The sequence below is a fragment of the Stenotrophomonas sp. GD03654 genome (genome assembly GCF_029845105.1).
Lineage (GTDB): Bacteria > Pseudomonadota > Gammaproteobacteria > Xanthomonadales > Xanthomonadaceae > Stenotrophomonas > Stenotrophomonas africana.
In genome coordinates, this window is the sequence record NZ_JAOCLC010000013.1 from 1 (window position 1) to 18,894 (window position 18,894).

Sequence of the window (18,894 nt, forward strand, 5' to 3'; positions counted from 1 at the left end):
TGCGCTAAGCTCGGCCTGTCATCGACCTGCAATACGCGGCGCGCGCCGGGGAAGGCGCGTGCCGTCCGGGGATGGCACACAGGGGAGCGTGCCCGCCAGGGCGCGCCGGCATTGCGCATCGAGGGAGGGGGAGGCAATGGCATTGCTGCACGCCAAGACGGCTGCTGGCCGTCAGGAAATCGAAGACCGCGGCCGGCGCCTGCCGGCGGCACTGCGTTCGATCCTGCTGATGGTCGACGGCCATCGCGATGACACCGAACTGCGCGGCCTGTTCGAAGGGCTGCGCGCACCACCCGATGCACTGGAGCAGCTGGCCGCACAGGGCCTGATCGAAGTGATCGGTGGAAGCGCAGAGATGACACCGCTGCGTGGCATCAGCACCGGGCGCGAACAGGATCCGGCGCTGTACCAGCAGTTGTACGACGCGATGAGCGAGGCGGTGCGCCGCCACCTGGGCCTGAAGGGCTATTTCATGCAGTTGAAGATCGAACGCTGCACCGATGCGCTGGCGCTGGAGCGCTTGTGCCCGGAACTGCTGGCGGCGGTGGGCAAAGCGCGCAGCCCGGCATTGGCACAGCGCTGGTGGCAGGAAACCCAGTCGGCCGTGCTGAACGCAGGCGATGAGGTCGTGCAGGCCTGAGCCACCGCGTAAAGTGATCGGTTCACTTTCCCACAAGGAGTCCCGCGTGCAGGACGACCACGACGACACCGATACCCCCGGCTGGGACGCGATCAATGCGGCGCTGGCGCCGCTGTATGCCGGGCAGGAACCGCGTCACTTCGGCACCGCGCTGCCGTACACGCTCGGTGGCCAGGATCCGCTCGATGGCATCAGCGTGTACTGGGCAGACGCGCCGGTACCGCATTGGCACTACATCACCTACGGCTTCTCCGAGCTGTACGCCAAGGAGAGCAGCGATGCCGATGTCAGCGGCTATGGTTTCGAGCTGACCTTCCGCCTCGCTGCTGAAGCCGGTGAGCACGCCGGCAGCACGCCGCCAGTGTGGCCGATGAACCTGCTGCAGAACCTGGCGCGCTACGTGTTCAGCAGTGGCAATGTGTTCGAGGATGGCCACCACCTCAATGCCAACGGCCCGATCGCGCTGGAGACCGACACGCGGCTGTGCCATCTGGCTTTCGTTGCCGACCCGCAGTTGCCGGCACGCGACACCACCAATGGCCACCTGCAGTTCCTGCAGCTGGTCGGGCTGACCGATGAAGAGATGGAAGCGGTCAAGCGCTGGTCGACGCGCGGCGTGCTGCAGGCGCTGCAACCGGCGATGCCGCTGTGGATCAGCGACCTGCATCGCGGCAATCTGCTGGAGGATCCGGCACTGGCGGCACAGGTGCAGGCCGGCAGCGAGCGTGAGGGCTCCAGTACCGGCATGTTGTTCATCGAGACACTGGATTGGCGGCAGGAGGCAGGCGTCACCACCCTGGTGCTTGGCGCCGGCCAGGTGGCCAGCGTGTGCGAGCTGCTGCCATTGCGCCTGCGCCACGGCAAATCGCTGGAACTGGTCAGCCGCGAGCGGCAGTGGGAGTTCGTTCCGGCCGGGCGCGGTGAAGGGGGTGACGTCTCCGCCGACAGCGCGCGCTGGGCACTGGACGAGGCGGGACTGCAGGCCCTGGCGGGCGTGCGTGCCGAGCGCGGCATCTACCCGGCGGCGGTGGCGCTGCGCATCGAAGTGGTGCCGACCTACCTGCGAGATGCCAAGGGCGAAGTGATCCGCCAGATCGGTTGATCACGCTGTGGGAACCGAGGGGGCCAGATCCGTTCGCCACGCGAGCGGCTCTGGCCCCAGGGCAGGATCAGGCCAGGCCTTCGGCCTTCAGCGCGGCCTGCACGCCGGCATCGGCATCCATGCGCGCCTTGTAGGCGGCCAGGTTGTCCAGGCCGGACAGGTCGACCTTGGTGCCGGCGGCCCAGCGCAGGGTGATGTAGAAGTACGGATCGGCGAAGCTGCGGAAGCCGGCCAGCCACGGCTTGTCGGCCAGCTGCCTGTCGGCGGTCTCGAACAAGCCACGCAGGCGCTTGTGCGCGGCGGCGCGGATCGCGTCGAACTGGCTCTCATCGGCGATGAACTTGCCCGGAGCGAACAGCGGCGAGAAGGCCGGGTGCACGTCGGAGTTGACGAAGGCCAGCCAGCGGGTGGCTTCGGCACGCTGGCGCGGGCTGCCGTCACCGCCGAGGCCGGCCTGCGGGTAGGTGTCGGCGATATAGCCCATGATCGCGGCGTTCTGCAGCAGCACGAAGTCGCCATCGACCAGTGCGGGGACGGCGCCGGCCGGATTGATCTTGAGGAATTCCGGGCCCTTTAGGGTGTCCTTGTTCAGCAGTTCAACCTCGAACGGCTGGCCGGTCCACTGCAGGGCGATGTGGTCGGCGGTGGAACAGGCACCGGGCTTGCTGTACAGCTTCATGGGAACTCCAGGTGATGCGGGCGGGAAGCGCCCACTATCCCAGAGCCTGGCGGCGGGCGGCAACGCTGCCGCCAGCACGGATCGTTACGACTGGCGCGGCTTGAGGTTCTGCACCTTATAGAAGGTGTGATCGCCGATGGTGGCCACCTGGTAGGCGTTGCGCCAGTTCGGGCTGGCAATGGACAGCGCGGCGAAGTGGCTGGCACCGGGCACGATCTCGCGGCGCTCGCCGGCCGGCAGCGCCCAGTTGCGCTCGGCGTCGAAGGCCACGTTCATCGCCTCGCTCCAGGCCGCATCATTGCCCAGCTGGGTGCCGGGGGAGACGATGGTCGGCGCGAACTGCTTGCGTGCGGTGACCACCTGGCACATCGAGTCGCCCCACAGGCCACTGTCGAGGCGACGCAGGGCGACCTCGGCGACGGCTTGCTGGCCGCGCAGGGTCTGGTCGCGGGCTTCCAGGTAAACGGTGGTGCTCAAACACAATGAATCAGCGGCCGGCTGCGGCAACAACTGCGACAGCCAGAGAATCCAGGCCAGTTTCATATAACTCCTTGCTCCGTGTGGGCCGCACCCTCCAGTTCCAGCCGCGGGGGCGACAGGAGGCGGGGTACGACTTGGCGTCATGGGGAGGCGGCCATCGGGGCCGCCCCGTGGGCAGCCCCAAAAGAAACGATCAATACCGATCGAGGGGGCTGCGCCGGCTCACCGGAAACTGGCTGGTGAGCGGAAAGATGGCGCAAGGTAGGGGGGCATAGCCGAACGCATCGTGAATCGTCCGGCTTGACATTCAGGTTCGGGAGGGGTGACGGAAATCACATTCCGCCCCCCATTCAGGCGCTCATCAGAGCGAGGCGGCGACCCGGCTGCCCTGGTCGATGGCCCGCTTGGCGTCCAGCTCGGCCGCTACATCGGCACCGCCGATCAGCTGCGCGTTGATGCCGGCGGCCTGCAGTTCGGCCTGCAATGCACGGTTCGGTTCCTGCCCGGCGCAGATCACCACATGGTCGACCGGCAGCAGCTGTTCGCTGCCTTCCACGCGGATGCGCAGGCCTTCGTCGTCCACGCCCAGGTACTCGACGCCACCGAGCATGCGCACGCCCTTGGCCTTCAGCGTGGCGCGGTGGATCCAGCCGGTGGTCTTGCCCAGTCGTGCGCCGGGCTTGCCCGGGCTGCGCTGCAGGAGCCACAGTCGCCGCGGGGATGCTTCGACCTCGGGCCGGGCCAACGCACCGCGGGCCTCGAAGCTGCTGTCCACGCCCCATTCGGCCATCCAGCGCTGCGGGTCCAGCGAGGGCGACTCGCCGGCATGGCTGAGGAACTCTCCGACGTCGAAGCCGATGCCGCCGGCGCCGATGATCGCCGCATTGGCGCCCACCGTGACCCGGCCCAGCAGCACGTCCAGGTAGCTGACCACCTTGGCGTGGTCCGCGCCGGGGAAGTCGACCTTGCGCGGGGTGATGCCGGTGGCCAGCACCACCTCGTCGAAGCCGGCCAGGGTGGCGGCATCGGCACGGGTGCCCAAGCGCAGCTGCACACCGGTTTCGGCCAGCTTGTGGCGGAAGTAGCGCAGGGTCTCGTGGAACTCTTCCTTGCCGGGGATGCGCTTGGCCACGTTGAACTGGCCGCCGATCTCGTCGCCGGCGTCGAACAGGGTGACCTGGTGGCCGCGCTCGGCGGCGACGGTGGCACAGGCCAGGCCGGCCGGGCCGGCGCCGACCACGGCGACCTTCTTGGGCGCCGGGGTGGGGCGGTAGACCAGCTCGGTCTCGTGTGCGGCGCGCGGATTGACCAGGCAACTGGCCAGCTTGTTCTCGAATACGTGGTCCAGGCAGGCCTGGTTGCAGGCGATGCAGGTATTGATCGCCTCGGCGCGGCCGGCGCGTGCCTTGTTCGGCCACTGCGGGTCGGCCAGCAGCGGGCGCGCCAACGACACCATGTCGGCGCCGCCATCGGCCAGGATGCGCTCGGCGACCTCTGGCATGTTGATGCGGTTGGTTGCCACCAGCGGCACCTTCACATGCGGCTTGAGCTTGGCGGTGACACCGGCAAAGGCGGCGCGCGGCACCGACGTGGCAATCGTCGGGATACGCGCTTCGTGCCAGCCGATACCGGAATTGATGATCGTCGCGCCGGCGGCCTCGATGGCCTTCGCCTGCTGCACGATCTCTTCCCAGTTGCTGCCGTCCTCCACCAGGTCCACCAGCGACAGGCGGTAGATGATGATGAAGTCCGGGCCACAGGCCTCGCGGATGCGACGCACGATCTCCACCGCGAAGCGCATGCGCTGGCGTGCGTCGCCCCCCCAGGCGTCGGTGCGCTTGTTGGTGCGCGGGGCGATGAACTCGTTGATGAGGTAGCCCTCCGAGCCCATCACTTCGACGCCGTCGTAGCCGGCTTCGCGGGCCAGCTTCGCGCTGCGTGCGTAGTCGGCGATATGCCGTTCGACGCCACTGGCCGAGAGCGCGCGCGGGGTGAACGGGTTGATCGGTGCTTTCAGCTTCGACGGCGCCACCGACAACGGGTGGTAGGCATAGCGGCCGGCATGCAGCAGCTGCAGGCAGATCTTCGCGCCGTGCTGGTGCGCGGCGGCGGTGAGCTGGCGGTGCGGGCGCACTTCCCAGGGCCAGGACAGCTTGCCGCCGAACGGCTTCAACCAGCCCACCACGTTCGGTGCGAAGCCACCGGTGACGATCAGGCCGACGCCGCCCTCGGCGCGCTCGGCGAAGTAGGCGGCCAGGCGCGGGAAGTCGCGGGCGCGATCTTCCAGGCCGGTGTGCATCGAGCCCATCAGCACCCGGTTGCGCAGCTGGGTGAAGCCCAGGTCCAGCGGGGAGAACAGGTGCGGATAGGCGGTTTCGTTGGCTGGCGACATGGTCGATACGCTTGCGTACGGAAGCGCGAAGCGTGCCGCGAAACGGCGGCCGGGGCAAGGGCCGCTGGATCGCGCCTGCGGCGCTGCCCCCGAACTCCGGGGGCGGTAGTGCCGGCCGCTGGCCGACATACGGGGCAGCTCAGGGTGATTGCGGTTGCCGGCCAGCGGCCGGCACTACCGGAGCGGGCCGACCGATCCCGAACCAGCCCAGCGTGATCCCGCACAGCGGGCCGATCAGCAGGGCGAAGGCGAGGGTGCCGAGGCCGACGTTGCCACCCAGCCACCAGCCGAGCAGCAGCACGCTGCCTTCGATCAAGCTGCGTACCTTCCAGATCGGCCAGCCAGTGCGGGCGTGCAGACCGGTCATCAGGCCATCGCGCGGGCCGGGGCCCAGCTTGGCGCCGATGTACAGGCCGGTGGCCAGCGCGACCAGCAGCATGCCGGTGCAGAACATCGCCACCTGCCAGCCGAGGCCGACGGCTGGCGGCAGCAGCCACAGGCCGAACTGCGCGGATGGGCCGATCAGCATCACGTTGAGCACGGTGCCGACGCCCGGCCTCTGGCGCAACGGCCACCACAGCAGCAGCACCAGCGCGCCGATGACGTTGGTGGCCAGGCCGAAGGACAGCGGGGTCTGTGCGGCGATGCCCTGCGACAGCACATCCCACGGCGCCACGCCGATGGCTGCACGGATCATCAGCGATGCTCCGAAGCCGTAGAGGAACAGGCCGGTGATCAGCTGCAGCAGGCGCAAGGGCAGGGCGGTGGGCATGGCACGCTCGGGGGAGGGGAGGATCTGTTTCCACCGTAATCCCGATTCATCCGTCGCCATAGATACAGATGCCGGCCAATACGCTGCCACAGGCGGGATCTGTAGAGCCGAGCCCATGCCCGGCTGGCGGTGCCAGGCAAAGCAGCCGAGCATGGGCTCGGCTCTACGTCGGCGTTCCAGCCTGGCTCAATCGTCCCAGCCCGCCAGTGCCAGCTTGCCAAGCGTGCGCCCGCTGGCCAGGCGCTGATGCGCGATGTCGAGGTTGGTCGCATTGATCGTGCCCAGTACCTCGCTGAGAGTGCCCCGCAGCTGGCCGGCGTCGATCATGCTGGCCGCGCGGCTGAGGATGCGGTGCTGTTCGATGCGGTCGGCGGTGGCGAAGCGCGCGCGCGCGAACATGAATTCCCAGTGGATACCGATGCACTTGGCCTTGTACGGATCTCCGATGCGCAGCGCACCGCGCGGTTCGACGATCAGGCCGACATGGCCCTGCGGCGCCAGCAGCTGGCCCAGTTCATCCCAGTAGTGGTCGGTGTCGGCCAGATTGAGCGCGACATGTACCGCATCGATGCCCAGCGCCTGCAACTGCGCCAGCAGCGGTCGGTTGTGGTCGACCACATGCTGCGCACCCATCTGCCGGCACCAGTCGGCCGAGGACGCGCGGGAGGCGGTGGCGATCACCTCGAAGCCCGCATGGCGGGCCAGCTGGATCGCCATCGATCCGACGCCGCCCGCACCGCCGATCACCAGCAGGTGCTGGCCGGCATGACGACGGTCATCCAACTGCAACGGCATGCGCTGGAACAGCAGTTCCCAGGCGGTGAGCGTGGTCAGCGGCAGGGCGGCCGCTTCAGCGAAATCCAGCGTGGTCGGCTTGCGTGCGACCAGGCGTTCATCCACCCATTGGTACTGCGCATTGCAGCCCGGGCGGGTGACATCGCCGGCGTAATAGACCTCGTCGCCGGAGGCGAACAGGCTGGCCTCTTCGCCGATTGCTTCGACCACGCCGGACGCGTCCCAACCAAGCACGCGGGGCGCCTCGAGCGTGGCCGGATCAGTGGCCGCGCGCTGCTTGCCATCGACGGGGTTGACCGAGACTGCTTCGACCCGGATCAGCAGGTCACGACCGCGTGGAGGCAGGGGTGGGGGCAGCTGGACATCGCGCAGTGCGGGGGCGGATTCACGACTCAGGGCGACAGCTTTCATCTCGGCTCCGGCTGGGTTCGTGGTCTCATCATAAGGTTCCTCACGTTTCTGCAAGCGCGCTGAACTGTCTGAAGCACGCCGTTGCGGAATATGTCGCTTTTCCCGCCTAAACACCGTTAAACCCTTGCAGCGCGAAGGTCTTGCGGATTTTCATCATCCTGTATAGGGTTTCAACGTCGGACCGGTGGAGGGTCGGGCACAACACTTCACATGTTACGGGACTGTTAACATGACCTTCACCCGCCTGAGCATAATGTTCGCGGCGGTGGCGTGCTGAATCGGCTGTCGAACATCGACGCAGTAGTGCTGGCCCATGCCTCTACCGGTTTCATACCCCCGAAATAGGAGCTGTACTCAATGAACAAGAAGATCCTTACTGCCGCGCTGCTGGGTGGTCTGGCTTTCGCCCAGGCTGCCTCCGCGCAGGAGTTCGATGACCGCTGGTACCTGACCGGTTCGGCCGGCTTCAACTTCCAGGACAGCGACCGTCTGACCAATGACGCTCCGTTCGTGACCCTGGGCCTGGGTAAGTTCATCAGCCCGAACTGGTCGCTGGACGGTGAGCTGAACTATCAGAACCCGAACTTCGATTCGAACAAGGACCTGAACTGGTCGCAGTACGGCGTCTCGCTGGACCTGCGTCGCCACTTCATCAAGGAAGGCCGCGGCTGGAATCCGTACATCCTGGGTGGCCTGGGCTACCAGAAGTCGGAAGAGTCCTACCCGTTCGATGCCACCGGCCCGCGCAAGCGTAAGGACGGCAACGCTGCCGCCAAGGTCGGCGTCGGTCTGCAGACCACCTTCGAGAAGCGCGTTGCCGTGCGTGCCGAAGTCGCCTACCGCGCTGACTTCGACGACCAGAGCATTGCTGCACGTGACGAAAGCTGGTTCGGCGACGTGCTGGCTTCGGTCGGCGTCGTGATCCCGCTGGGCCCGGCTCCGGTTGCGGCTGCTCCGGCTCCGGCTCCGGTTGCCCCGAGCTGCGCCGATCTGGATGACGACGGTGACGGCGTCAACAACTGCGACGACAAGTGCCCGAACTCGCAGCCGGGTCAGACCATCGGTCCGGACGGTTGCCCGGTGCCGGTCTCCATCGACCTGAAGGGCGTCAACTTCGACTTCGACAAGTCGAACCTGCGTCCGGACGCCGTGGCGATCCTGAGCGAAGCCACCGAGATCCTGAAGCGTTACCCGGATCTGCGCGTTGAAGTTGCCGGTCACACCGACTCGAAGGGTACCGACGCTTACAACCAGAAGCTGTCGGAGCGTCGTGCTACCGCCGTGTACAACTACCTGACCAAGAACGGCGTTGACGCCGGTCGCCTGGTCGGCCCGATCGGCTACGGCGAGAGCCGTCCGATTGCTCCGAACACCAACCCGGATGGTTCGGACAACCCGGAAGGTCGCGCCAAGAACCGTCGTACCGAGCTGAACGTCCAGAACTAAGTTCTGACGCTCTGCCAGTAAGACACAGCAGGACCCGGCTTCGGCCGGGTCTTGTTGTTTCTGCCGCCGGGAATCTCGAATTTCATGCGTGAGGACAACCGTTCGTCGGGATTTTGTCCGCAAAACCAATGAGTTGCCGTATTCATTGAAAGTGGCGCTTGAAAGCTGACGCGGCATTGCTAAACTCGCCGCGTCACTTCCTTCCGTGGATGTCCCTCATGCTGCGCTCTGCATCGGCCGCCGTTCTGGCGCTGGCCCTGGTTCCCGCCGCCCACGCTGCGGTCGATTGCTCGGTCAACACCAGCGCATCGCCGCTGCCGTTGCCGGCCACGACCATCGCGCCGGTGGCCGACGAGCTGTACATCCGTGGCAATCAGCTGGGCATGCCGGCCGGCGTGCTGAGCGGCAATTACGATCCGTCGCAGTCGCTGGACCAGGTGCTGCAGCGCCTGCGCATCGATGGCTGCCAGAACATCGCCAAGGCCATCCCGAGCGCGCCGGCAGTGAAGCCGAACGACCCGGCGGCCTACAAGCCGCAGACCGAATTCGACAACACGCCCTGGCGCTTCGACATGAGCCAGAACGGCAAGCGCATGACCGCCGAAGAGTTCGACGCCTGGATGAAGGCGCGTGGCGTGCGTGTGGTCAAGGCGCGTCCGGCTCCGGCCGCCACTCCGGCCCCGGCCGAAGCACCGGCTGAGACCAAGCCGGTCGACAAGAAGTAAGCGCCGCGGGGAGCAGAGGCTTGCGCATGCGCCGCCCACCTGCCGCCCCCGCCGCCCGCTCCCACGCATCGCGTGGGCGTGCGACTCCGAATGTCTCCAGTGGCGTGCGCCATGGCCTGGCGCGCGTGCTGTCCAAGGCCGGCGTGTGCTCGCGCAGCGAGGCCGCGCGCTGGATCGCCGAAGGGCGCGTGCGTGTCTCCGGCCGCATCGTGCGTGATCCCGAGTTCCCGATTGGCCAGCCGGCGCCGCCGATCGAGGTCGATGGCCAGCCTATGGGCGCGCCGCAGCGCCTGTACCTGATGCTCAACAAGCCGCGCGGCGTGGTGACCACGGCGCAGGACGAGCGTGGCCGCGACACCGTCTACCGCTGCTTTGATGGTGCCGGTCTGCCATGGATCGCGCCGGTCGGGCGCCTGGACAAGGCCAGCGAAGGGCTGTTGCTGTTCAGCAACGATCCGCAGTGGGCTGCGCGCCTGACCGACCCCCAGACCGGCCCGGACAAGACCTACCACGTGCAGGTGGATGGCCTGCCCGATGACGCCACTCTGGCGGCACTGCAGGCCGGCGTGGAGGACGAGGGCGAGTTCCTCGTTGCCCAGGCCGTGCGCGTGCTGCGCAGTGGCGACAAGACCGCATGGCTGGAGGTGGTCCTCGACGAGGGCCGCAACCGCCATATCCGCCGCCTGTTGGCGGCCTTCGACCTGCAGGTGCTGCGCTTGGTCCGGGTCGCGATCGGTGGGCTGGCGCTCGGCGATCTCGGCAAGGGCCAGTGGCGGATGCTGGAGGTCAGTGACCAGCAGCGGCTGGGGGCCGCTGCACCGGGCTGATCATCGCCCGCGGCCGGCGGTTGCCGGCCACCGTTCCAGGCGTAGGGGGCGCCTGGTTGCTGAATTTCCCGAACGGAGCCTGCCATATGTACCACCCGACCCTCAACCAAACCCTGCGCTGCGCAGGCCTGCTGCTGCCGATGGTGCTGCTGACCGCCTGTGGTGGCCACAAGAAGGTGGCCAAGGCGGAAACGCCGGCCGAGACCCCGGTGGTGGAAGTGAAGACCCCGGAGCTGGATGGCCGCGGCAGCTACCGCTTCCTGATGAGCAACGGCGACAAGAAGATGACTGCCGACGAGTTCGATGCCTGGATGAAGGCCAACGGCATCCGCGTTGCCAAGGGCAACGGCCAGGATGCTGCCGCCAAGCCGGTGGTGGTGGCCAGCAAGGACGAGCCGAAGGGCAAGAAGAAAAAGAAGTGATGCCGGCAGGTGCCGACCTCGGTCGGCACGCCATCAGGCCCGGTAGGTGCCGACCTTGGTCGGCACGCTTTGTCCGTTGGGATCAGCCATTGATCACGCCCAGCTCGACACCGATGCGGGTGAACGCATCGATCGCGCGGTCCAGATGCTCGCGGCTGTGCGCAGCGCTGATCTGGGTGCGGATGCGGGCCTGGCCCTTGGGCACCACCGGGAAGAAGAAGCCGATCGCGTAGATGCCTTCTTCGAGCAGGCGCTCGGCGAACTTCTGCGCCAGCGGTGCGTCGTACAGCATCACCGGGCTGATCGGGTGCACACCCGGCTTCACGTCGAAACCGGCTGCGACCATCTTTTCGCGGAAGTAGCGGGTGTTTTCCACCAGGGTGTCGCGCAGGTCGTCAGCGGCGGCCAGCATCTCGAACGCTTTGATGCCGGCGGCCACCACATGCGGCGGCAGCGAGTTGGAGAACAGGTACGGCCGCGAACGCTGGCGCAGCAGCTCGATCACCTCGGCGCTGGCGCAGGTGAAGCCGCCCAGTGCACCGCCCATGGCTTTGCCCAGGGTGCCGGTGATGATGTCGATCTTCTCCAGCACACCCTTCACTTCGGCCGAACCACGACCGGTGGCACCCAGGAAGCCGGTCGCGTGGCATTCGTCGATGTGCACCAGCGCGTTGTACTTCTTCGCCAGTGCGGTGATTTCGTCCAGCGGGGCGATGAAGCCGTCCATCGAGAACACGCCGTCGGTGGTGATCAGCTTGGTCTTGCAGCCGGCGGCATCGGCGGCCTGCAGCTGGGCTTCCAGGTCGGCCATGTCGCAGTTGGCGTAGCGGAAACGCTTGGCCTTGCAGAGGCGCACACCGTCGATGATCGAAGCATGGTTCAGTGCATCGGAAATGATCGCGTCGTTCTCGCCGAGCAGCGGTTCGAACAGGCCGCCGTTGGCGTCGAAGCAGGCGGCGTACAGGATGGTGTCCTGCTTGCCGAAGAAGTCGGCGATCTGCTTCTCCAGCTGCTTGTGCAGGTCCTGGGTGCCGCAGATGAAGCGCACCGAGGCCATGCCGAAGCCGTGGGTATCCAGCGCATCCTTGGCGGCCTGGATCAGGTCCGGATGGTCGGCCAGGCCCAGGTAGTTGTTGGCACAGAAATTCAGCACCGTGCGGCCGTCCTCGAGGGTGATCTCGGCCGACTGCGGGCTGGTGATGATCCGCTCGGACTTGAACAGGCCCTGGGCGCGGATGGCGTCCAGTTCCTCGGCGTAGTGGCGGGTCAGGGCGGAGGAGGCGTCGGTCATGGCGTGGGCACGGCTCTGAACGGGGAAACCGCTGATTCTACCGGGCATCACCGCTTGCCGACCGGCCTGATCGGGGCATCGCCACGGCCGGCACATGTTGCATCGCAATAGCAAACTGGTTAAGAATTCGTGAACCGGAGCTGTCCCGCTCCGGCCGCTACGCCCGCTCCCCGCCTTCCACGCCACCGCCCCCACCGGAGACGCTCATGAAGCACGCCCGTGCCTGCCTCGCCATTGCCGCTGCCCTGACCCTGGCCGCCCCGTTCGCCGCCAGCGCCCAGGACAATGAATCTCCGTACAGCTGGAACGTCACCGCCGTTTCCGATTACCTGTTCCGTGGTGTGTCGCAGACCGATGAGGATCCGACCCTGCAGGCCGGCTTCACCTACACCAGCCCGGTCGGCCTGTATGCCGGCGTATGGGGCTCGGGCGTCGACTTCGGTGCCGGCGATCCGAAGACCGAGATCGACTACCTGATCGGCTACGGCGTGGACGTGACCGAGCGCGTCAACTTCGACGTGCTGTTGAACCGTTACACCTACCTCAAGTCCAGCCACCAGAACTACAACGAGCTGATCACCACCACTACGCTGGATGACACCTACAAGCTGACGGTGGCCTACACCAACGATGTCTGGAACAGCAGCACCGATGGCTGGTACTTCGGCCTGGGCGGCAGCTGGGGCCTGCCGAAGGACTTCACCCTGAATGCCAACGTCGGTCGCAGCACCTTCGAGGACGGCATCGCCAAGGACTACACCGACTGGAACGTCGGCGTCGCGCGCCAGTTCGGCCTGTTCAACGTCGGCCTGGGCTACTACGGCACCGACGGCAACGGCCGCGACAACTCCGGCAAGCTGGCCCACAGCCGGGTGATGCTGAGCGTCGCCGTAGGCAAGTAACGCCGCAGGCGTTACGGTAGGTGCCAGGCTTGCCTGGCACGCTTTACGAAAAAGGCGCCCATCGGGCGCCTTTTTCCGTCCCGCGGTGTTCTTGATCCCATCTGGGGAAGAGCCCCCTTGTTGTTCAAGGGGGCGCGCCGCAGGCGCGGGGATAAGGAAACCTGCACGGATTCAACGTGGCGAAGCCACGATGAATCAATTCCAGCTGAGGACCACCTTGCCGGCCTTGCCTTCTTCCATCAGGTCGAAGCCCTTCTGGAAGTCGTCGATCGGCAGCTGGTGGGTCATCACCTTGCCCAGCGGGAAACCGGACAGCACCAGCTGGGTCATCTTGTACCAGGTCTCGTACATCTTGCGGCCGTAGATGCCCTGCACGGTCAGGCCCTTGAAGATGATCTTGTCCCAGTCGCAGCCGGCGCCCTTGGGCATGATGCCGAGCATGGCGATCTTGCCGCCGTGGTACATGCAGTCGAGCATGTCGTTGAACGCACGCGGGTTGCCGCTCATTTCCAGGCCCACGTCGAAGCCCTCCATGTGCAGTTCCTTCATCACGTCCTTCAACGAGGTGTTGGCGACGTTGACCACGCGGGTGGCGCCCATGTCGGCGGCCAGCTTCAGGCGGAAATCGTTGACGTCCGTGACCACCACGTTGCGCGCACCGATGTGCTTGCAGATGCCGGCGGCGATGATGCCGATCGGGCCGGCACCGGTGATCAGCACGTCCTCGCCGATCACGTTGAACTCCAGCGCACAGTGCGCGGCGTTGCCGTACGGGTCGAAGAACGCAGCCAGCTCCGACGGGATCTGGTCCGGGATCGGCCACAGGTTGCTGGCCGGCATCACCATGTATTCGGCGAAGGCGCCGTTGACGTTGACGCCGATGCCGACGGTGTTGGGGCACAGGTGCGGGCGGCCGCCACGGCAGTTGCGGCAGTGGCCGCAGACGATGTGGCCTTCGGCCGAGACGCGCTGGCCGATCTCATAGCCGGTTACGCCCGGGCCGATTTCGGCGACGCGACCGACGAATTCGTGGCCAATGGTCAGGCCCGGCTTGATGGTGCGCTGGCTCCACTCGTCCCACAGGTAGATGTGCAGGTCGGTACCGCAGATCGCGGTCTTCTCCAGCTTGATCAGGACCTCGTTCGGGCCCGGGGTCGGCACCGGAACTTCTTCCAGCCAGATGCCCTTGGCCGCTTCGCGCTTGACCAGGGCCTTCATCGTTTGCTGCGCCATCGGGGTGGAACTCATCAGGGGGAAAGCGCGGATTATAGGGTGCCGCGCGGATTTCCCATGTTGCGCTGCGGGTGCAGTGGTGGAACGAAAGGCGTGCGCCGGCGGGCGTTTCGAACGTACTGCGAACAGCGGCGCCTCCCTGATCCGGGAAAGGGGGCGTGGTCACCCTGGCCGGGACACGCAAAAGCCCATCCATGGTGCTCGATGGCGCCATCCATGGCGCCAACGGTCCCGTCCAGGGTGACCACGCCCCCTCTGGACGATTTCCGTGTGCGCGGCCGACGTGCGCGTGGCAGAGCAAGAAGCAGGCCCATGACTTCCGGGGTTCGGGCCGGGGCAGGGCCGCGGGCTACAATCGAGGGTTCCACTACCAGGGGCCGCTCCATGCGCTCGAACCTGCTTGCATTTTCCATCGTCGCCAGCCTCGGGCTGGCCCAGGTCGCCCATGCCGCTGAAGGCATGTGGGTGCCGCAGCAGCTGCCGGAAATCGCCGGCCCGCTGCAGAAGGCCGGCCTGAAGCTGTCTCCGGAACAGCTGTCCAACCTGACCGGCGACCCGATGGGCGCGGTCGTCGCCCTTGGCGGCTGCACCGCCAGCTTCGTCTCGCCGCAGGGCCTGGTGGTCACCAACCACCACTGCGCTTATGGCGCCATCCAGCTGAATTCGACCGCGCAGAAGAACCTGATCAAGGACGGCTTCAACGCGCCGACCCTGAAGGACGAACTGAGCGCCGGCCCGAACGCTCGCGTGTTCGTGCTTGACCAGATCACCGACGTCACCGCCCAGGCCAAGGCCGCCATTGCCGGCGCCGGCAACGACCCGCTGGCCCGCAGCCGCGCGCTGGACGCCTTCGACAAGGCCCAGGTCGCCGCCTGTGAAGCCGATGCCGGCTTCCGCTGCCGCCTGTACAGCTTCTCCGGCGGCAACACCTACCGCCTGTTCCGCAACATGGAAATCAAGGACGTGCGCCTGGTCTACGCGCCCCCGGGCAGCGTCGGCAAGTTCGGCGGCGACGTCGACAACTGGATGTGGCCGCGCCACACCGGCGATTTCTCGTTCTACCGCGCCTACGTGGGCAAGGACGGCAAGCCGGCCGCCTTCGCCGCCGACAATGTGCCGTACCAGCCCAAGCACTTCCTGAAGTTCGCCGACCAGCCGCTGGGCGCCGACGACTTCGTGATGGTGGCCGGCTACCCGGGCCGTACCAACCGTTATGCCCTGGCTGGTGAGTTCAACGAAACCGCCAGCTTCACCTACCCGACCATCGCCAAGCACTACAACGCGGTGCTGAAGATGATCGCCGACGCCGGCAAGGCCGACGCCGACGTCAAGGTGAAGTACGCCGCCACCGCCGCCAGCATGAACAACGTGGCCAAGAACTACCTGGGCCAGCTGGAAGGCTTCAAGCGCATCGACGCCGCTGGCCAGAAGCAGGCCGAGGAAGCCGCCGTGCTGGCGTGGCTGAAGAAGCAGGGCGTTGCCGGCAAGCCGGCCCTGGCCGCACACGCGCAGCTGCTCAAGCATCTGGATAGCAGCAAGTCGACCCGCGAGCGCGACCTGTTCGTCGGTCAGTTCAACAACACCTCGGCCGTTGGCGCAGCGATCAGCCTGTACCGCCTGTCGATCGAGCGCAGCAAGCCGGATGCCGAACGCGAAGCCGGTTACCAGGAACGCGACCTGACCACCATCGAAGGTGGCCTGAAGCAGATGGACCGTCGCTACGTGGCGAAGATGGACCAGCAGCTGCAGACCTACTGGCTGGACCAGTACGTGGCTCTGCCGGCCGCACAGCGCGACAACGAAGTGCTGAACAAGTGGCTGGCCGGCAGCGACGCCGCTGCGGTGAAGTCGCTGGTGAGCAAGCTGTCGGGCACCGAGCTGGGCAGCCTGGACAACCGGCTGAAGTGGTTCAAGGCCGACCGTGCCGCGTTTGAAGCCAGCAGCGATCCGGCCATCCAGTATGCCGTGGCCGTCATGCCGGCACTGCTGAAGCAGGAAGAGCAGAAGAAGATCCGCGAAGGCGAATCGCTGACCGCACGTCCGCTGTACCTGCAGGCCGTGGCCGACTACAAGAAGAGCCAGGGTGAGTTCGTCTACCCGGACGCCAACCTGTCGCTGCGCATCACCTTCGGCAACGTCATGGGCTATGGCAAGGACGGCGTGACGTACACCCCGTTCACCACCCTGGAAGGCGTGGCGGCGAAGGAAACCGGCGAAGATCCGTTCGATTCGCCGAAGGCGCTGCTCGATGCGGTCAAGGCCAAGCGTTACGGTGGCCTGGAAGACAAGCGCATTGGTTCGGTGCCGGTGAACTTCCTGTCCAACCTGGACATCACCGGCGGCAACTCCGGCTCGCCGGTGCTGGACGCCAACGGCAAGCTGGTTGGCCTGGCCTTCGATGGCAACTGGGAATCGGTCAGCTCCAACTGGGTGTTCGACCCGGTGATGACCCGCATGATCGCCGTCGACAGCCGCTACATGCAGTGGATCATGCAGGAAGTGGCGCCGGCGCCGCAGCTGCTGAAGGAACTGAACCTGGCGAAATAAACCAGTTGCGGTAGTGCCGGCCGCTGGCCGGCAACCTCGACCAGACAGCCGGAGTTTCCAAAACCCCGCGACGCACGTCGCGGGGTTTTTTCATGCCCGGCCCGGCCGGGTGCGCCGAACAGGTATCATCCCTGTTCCGCGGACTTCACAGGATGTGAACGAAACGCGGAAACCTCCTCCCCCCAGGACCCCTTGCACGCATGCGCATCCTGCTTGCCCGTCACGGCGAAACGCCGTGGAACGCCGAAGGCCGCTACCAGGGCCAGATCGATATTCCGCTTTCGCCGATCGGTGAAGCCCAGGCCCAGGCACTGGGCGCCCGCCTGGCCTCGGTGGACATCACCCGTGCCGTCGCCTCGCCGCTGTCGCGCGCGCAGCGCACCGCGCAGCTGGCGCTCGGCGCCGCCCGCGCCGACATGCTGCTGACCGAGCCGGAGCTGCAGGAAATCGCCCACGGCGAATGGGAAGGGCTGCTGGCCAGCGAAATCAACGAGAAGGATCCTTCGCGGCTGCAGGCCTGGCGCGAGGAGCCGGATACGGTGCTGATGCCCGGCGGCGAATCGCTGCGCCTGGTGCTGGAGCGCAGCTGGCGCGGCCTGGCCCGCGCCACCGAAGGCCTCGGCGAGCACGACACTCTGCTGGTGGTTGCGCACGATGCGGTCAACCGCGTGATCCTGTGCAAGGTGCTGGGCCTGCCGATTTCCCGCCTGTGGACCTTCCGTCAGGCACCGACCACGCTCAACCTGCTCGAAGGCGCCGATCTGGACAGCCTGGAAGTGGTGCGCCTGAACGACTGCGCCCACCACACGCCGTTCTTCGGCGAAGCCAAGCACCGCGCACTCTGACCCGCCACACCGAACCACCTGTACCTGTTGGAAGCACTGCCGTGACGAACACCCCGACCACCCTGGCCGATTGGCTGGATTACATTGAACGCCAGCACCCGGCGACCATCGACATGGGCCTGGAGCGCGTGCGCGCCGTGGCCACGGCGATGGGTCTTGGCGCGCCGGCCGGGCGCACCATCGTGGTCGGTGGCACCAACGGCAAGGGCTCCACTGTCGCCTTCATCGAGGCCATCGGCCGTGCTGCCGGTTGGAAGGTCGGCGCGTACACGTCGCCGCACCTGCTGCGCTACAACGAGCGCGTGCGCATCGACGGGCAGGACGTGGACGATGCGGCGCTGGTCGCCGCGTTCAACGCCATCGAGGCCGCGCGTGGCGAGATCACGCTGACCTATTTCGAGTACGGCACGCTGGCTGCGCTGCAGCTGTTCGCCGACGCCGGGCTGGACCTGGCGGTGCTGGAAGTGGGCCTGGGCGGCCGCCTCGATGCAGTCAACATCGTCGATGCCGACGTGGCGGTGATCACCACCGTCGACATCGACCATGCCGAGTGGCTGGGCGAGGACCGCGAAGCGATCGGCGCCGAGAAGGCCGGCATCATCCGTGGCTGGAAGCCGGTGATCCTGGGCGAGACCGATCCGCCGTCCAGCGTGCTGGCGCGTGCCTATCTGGTGGGTGCCAACGCGATCCGCGGCGGCAGCGACTATTTCTACGAACCGATCGATGCCCAGCGCTGGCGCTGGCGGGATGTCGGCCTGCGCATGGAGCTGCCGACCCCGGCGCTGGCCGGCCCGATCCAGCTGGCCAATGCGGGCGCCGCCATCGCCGCTCTGCGCGCGCTGGACAAGCCGGTGCCGCGTGCGGCGTGGGCCGCCGGGATCGCGGCAGCGCGCATTTCCGGCCGCATGCAGGCATTCGAACGGGATGGCGTGCAGATCCGTGTGGACGTGGGCCACAACCCGCAGGCGGCGGGCCAGCTGGCGCGTGCGCTGAAGGCCGAAGTGTCAGCCGGCCGCACCCTGGCGGTGTACGCCGCGCTGCAGGACAAGGACGCGGTGGGCGTGGTGCAGGCGCTGCAGGATGTGGTGGGCGAGTGGACCCTGGCCGGGCTGGATGGCGCGCGTGGGCAGAGCGCCGCCCAGCTGCAGGCGCGCCTGACCGGCACGGCGGCGGCCAAGGCGCCGCTGGCCGACACCGTCGAACAGGCACTGGCGCAGGTGCTGGCCCAGGCCGAGCGCGGCGACCGCGTGCTGGTATTCGGCTCGTTCCATACCGCCGCTGCAGCCCTGCAATGGCTGCAGGGCGACGCCTGATCCGCGTTCAGCCAACGCCGACGCCGTCCGGTCCGGCACCCGTATAATCGACGGCAACCTCCGGACAGTTGC

At 66.9% G+C, this 18,894-nt stretch carries 17 protein-coding genes; 10 read left to right on the forward strand and 7 right to left on the reverse strand.

Features of this window, described 5'->3' with window-relative positions; translation table 11 throughout:
• Nucleotides 1–136: 136 nt before the first annotated feature.
• Both N5J73_RS07250 and N5J73_RS07255 read left to right on the forward strand, forming a co-directional pair.
• Nucleotides 137–640 carry a hypothetical protein gene (locus N5J73_RS07250; RefSeq protein WP_049448765.1) on the forward strand — a complete coding sequence of 168 codons (504 nt, stop codon included), beginning with the start codon at nucleotides 137–139 and terminating at the stop codon, nucleotides 638–640.
• A gap of 46 nt (nucleotides 641–686) precedes the next feature.
• A complete protein-coding gene (locus N5J73_RS07255) occupies nucleotides 687–1,742 on the forward strand; it encodes a suppressor of fused domain protein (RefSeq protein WP_049448766.1) in 1,056 nt (351 codons plus the stop codon).
• 67 nt (nucleotides 1,743–1,809) lie between these two features.
• On the opposite strand, the gene N5J73_RS07260 is transcribed toward N5J73_RS07255, so the two are convergent.
• The 5 genes from N5J73_RS07260 to N5J73_RS07280 all read right to left on the reverse strand — a co-directional run bounded on the left by N5J73_RS07260 (nucleotide 1,810) and on the right by N5J73_RS07280 (nucleotide 7,271).
• Entirely contained in the window at nucleotides 1,810–2,421 is a 612-nt protein-coding gene (locus N5J73_RS07260; protein WP_049448767.1) for a glutathione S-transferase N-terminal domain-containing protein, read from the reverse strand.
• An 84-nt stretch (nucleotides 2,422–2,505) separates the two neighbouring features.
• Nucleotides 2,506–2,964 carry a cell wall hydrolase gene (locus N5J73_RS07265; protein ID WP_004154513.1) on the reverse strand — a complete coding sequence of 153 codons (459 nt, stop codon included), beginning with the start codon at nucleotides 2,962–2,964 and terminating at the stop codon, nucleotides 2,506–2,508.
• A 298-nt stretch (nucleotides 2,965–3,262) separates the two neighbouring features.
• On the reverse strand, nucleotides 3,263–5,293 hold the full coding sequence (locus N5J73_RS07270) for an NADPH-dependent 2,4-dienoyl-CoA reductase (RefSeq protein ID WP_049448769.1): 2,031 nt from the start codon (nucleotides 5,291–5,293) through the stop codon (nucleotides 3,263–3,265).
• A gap of 139 nt (nucleotides 5,294–5,432) precedes the next feature.
• Nucleotides 5,433–6,065: a membrane protein gene (locus N5J73_RS07275; RefSeq protein ID WP_049448772.1), complete on the reverse strand. Its 633-nt coding sequence runs from the start codon at nucleotides 6,063–6,065 to the stop codon at nucleotides 5,433–5,435.
• Nucleotides 6,066–6,251: 186 nt separating this feature from the next.
• Nucleotides 6,252–7,271 carry a zinc-binding alcohol dehydrogenase family protein gene (locus N5J73_RS07280; RefSeq protein WP_049448775.1) on the reverse strand — a complete coding sequence of 340 codons (1,020 nt, stop codon included), beginning with the start codon at nucleotides 7,269–7,271 and terminating at the stop codon, nucleotides 6,252–6,254.
• A gap of 357 nt (nucleotides 7,272–7,628) precedes the next feature.
• On the opposite strand from N5J73_RS07280, the gene N5J73_RS07285 reads away from it, so the two are divergent.
• The 4 genes from N5J73_RS07285 to N5J73_RS07300 all read left to right on the forward strand — a co-directional run bounded on the left by N5J73_RS07285 (nucleotide 7,629) and on the right by N5J73_RS07300 (nucleotide 10,691).
• Nucleotides 7,629–8,717, forward strand: a complete 1,089-nt coding sequence (locus tag N5J73_RS07285; RefSeq protein ID WP_049448777.1) for an OmpA family protein — start codon at nucleotides 7,629–7,631, stop codon at nucleotides 8,715–8,717.
• A 218-nt stretch (nucleotides 8,718–8,935) separates the two neighbouring features.
• On the forward strand, nucleotides 8,936–9,442 hold the full coding sequence (locus N5J73_RS07290) for a hypothetical protein (RefSeq protein ID WP_012510168.1): 507 nt from the start codon (nucleotides 8,936–8,938) through the stop codon (nucleotides 9,440–9,442).
• 20 nt (nucleotides 9,443–9,462) lie between these two features.
• A complete protein-coding gene (locus N5J73_RS07295; RefSeq protein ID WP_234367987.1) occupies nucleotides 9,463–10,269 on the forward strand; it encodes a pseudouridine synthase in 807 nt (268 codons plus the stop codon).
• Between the two features lie 86 nt (nucleotides 10,270–10,355).
• Nucleotides 10,356–10,691, forward strand: a complete 336-nt coding sequence (locus N5J73_RS07300; RefSeq protein ID WP_005412356.1) for a hypothetical protein — start codon at nucleotides 10,356–10,358, stop codon at nucleotides 10,689–10,691.
• Between the two features lie 82 nt (nucleotides 10,692–10,773).
• Here N5J73_RS07300 and kbl read toward each other — a convergent pair whose 3' ends face one another.
• The gene (gene kbl, locus N5J73_RS07305) at nucleotides 10,774–11,982 is read right to left on the reverse strand and encodes a glycine C-acetyltransferase (RefSeq protein WP_164078516.1); all 1,209 of its coding nucleotides are present in this window, start codon (nucleotides 11,980–11,982) and stop codon (nucleotides 10,774–10,776) included.
• A gap of 206 nt (nucleotides 11,983–12,188) precedes the next feature.
• On the opposite strand from kbl, the gene N5J73_RS07310 reads away from it, so the two are divergent.
• The gene (locus N5J73_RS07310; RefSeq protein WP_049447296.1) at nucleotides 12,189–12,884 is read left to right on the forward strand and encodes a TorF family putative porin; all 696 of its coding nucleotides are present in this window, start codon (nucleotides 12,189–12,191) and stop codon (nucleotides 12,882–12,884) included.
• 195 nt (nucleotides 12,885–13,079) lie between these two features.
• Here N5J73_RS07310 and tdh read toward each other — a convergent pair whose 3' ends face one another.
• Nucleotides 13,080–14,102, reverse strand: a complete 1,023-nt coding sequence (tdh, locus tag N5J73_RS07315) for an L-threonine 3-dehydrogenase (RefSeq protein ID WP_049447308.1) — start codon at nucleotides 14,100–14,102, stop codon at nucleotides 13,080–13,082.
• Nucleotides 14,103–14,501: 399 nt separating this feature from the next.
• Here tdh and N5J73_RS07320 point away from each other — a divergent pair, with 399 nt between their 5' ends.
• From N5J73_RS07320 to folC, 3 genes are all read left to right on the forward strand, one after another.
• Nucleotides 14,502–16,664: a S46 family peptidase gene (locus tag N5J73_RS07320; RefSeq protein WP_049447298.1), complete on the forward strand. Its 2,163-nt coding sequence runs from the start codon at nucleotides 14,502–14,504 to the stop codon at nucleotides 16,662–16,664.
• A 200-nt stretch (nucleotides 16,665–16,864) separates the two neighbouring features.
• Nucleotides 16,865–17,509: a histidine phosphatase family protein gene (locus N5J73_RS07325; RefSeq protein ID WP_010483945.1), complete on the forward strand. Its 645-nt coding sequence runs from the start codon at nucleotides 16,865–16,867 to the stop codon at nucleotides 17,507–17,509.
• A 41-nt stretch (nucleotides 17,510–17,550) separates the two neighbouring features.
• Nucleotides 17,551–18,822 (forward strand): bifunctional tetrahydrofolate synthase/dihydrofolate synthase, encoded by a 1,272-nt coding sequence (gene folC, locus N5J73_RS07330; RefSeq protein ID WP_049447300.1) that lies wholly within the window; start codon nucleotides 17,551–17,553, stop codon nucleotides 18,820–18,822.
• The last annotated feature ends 72 nt before the right edge of the window (nucleotides 18,823–18,894 follow it).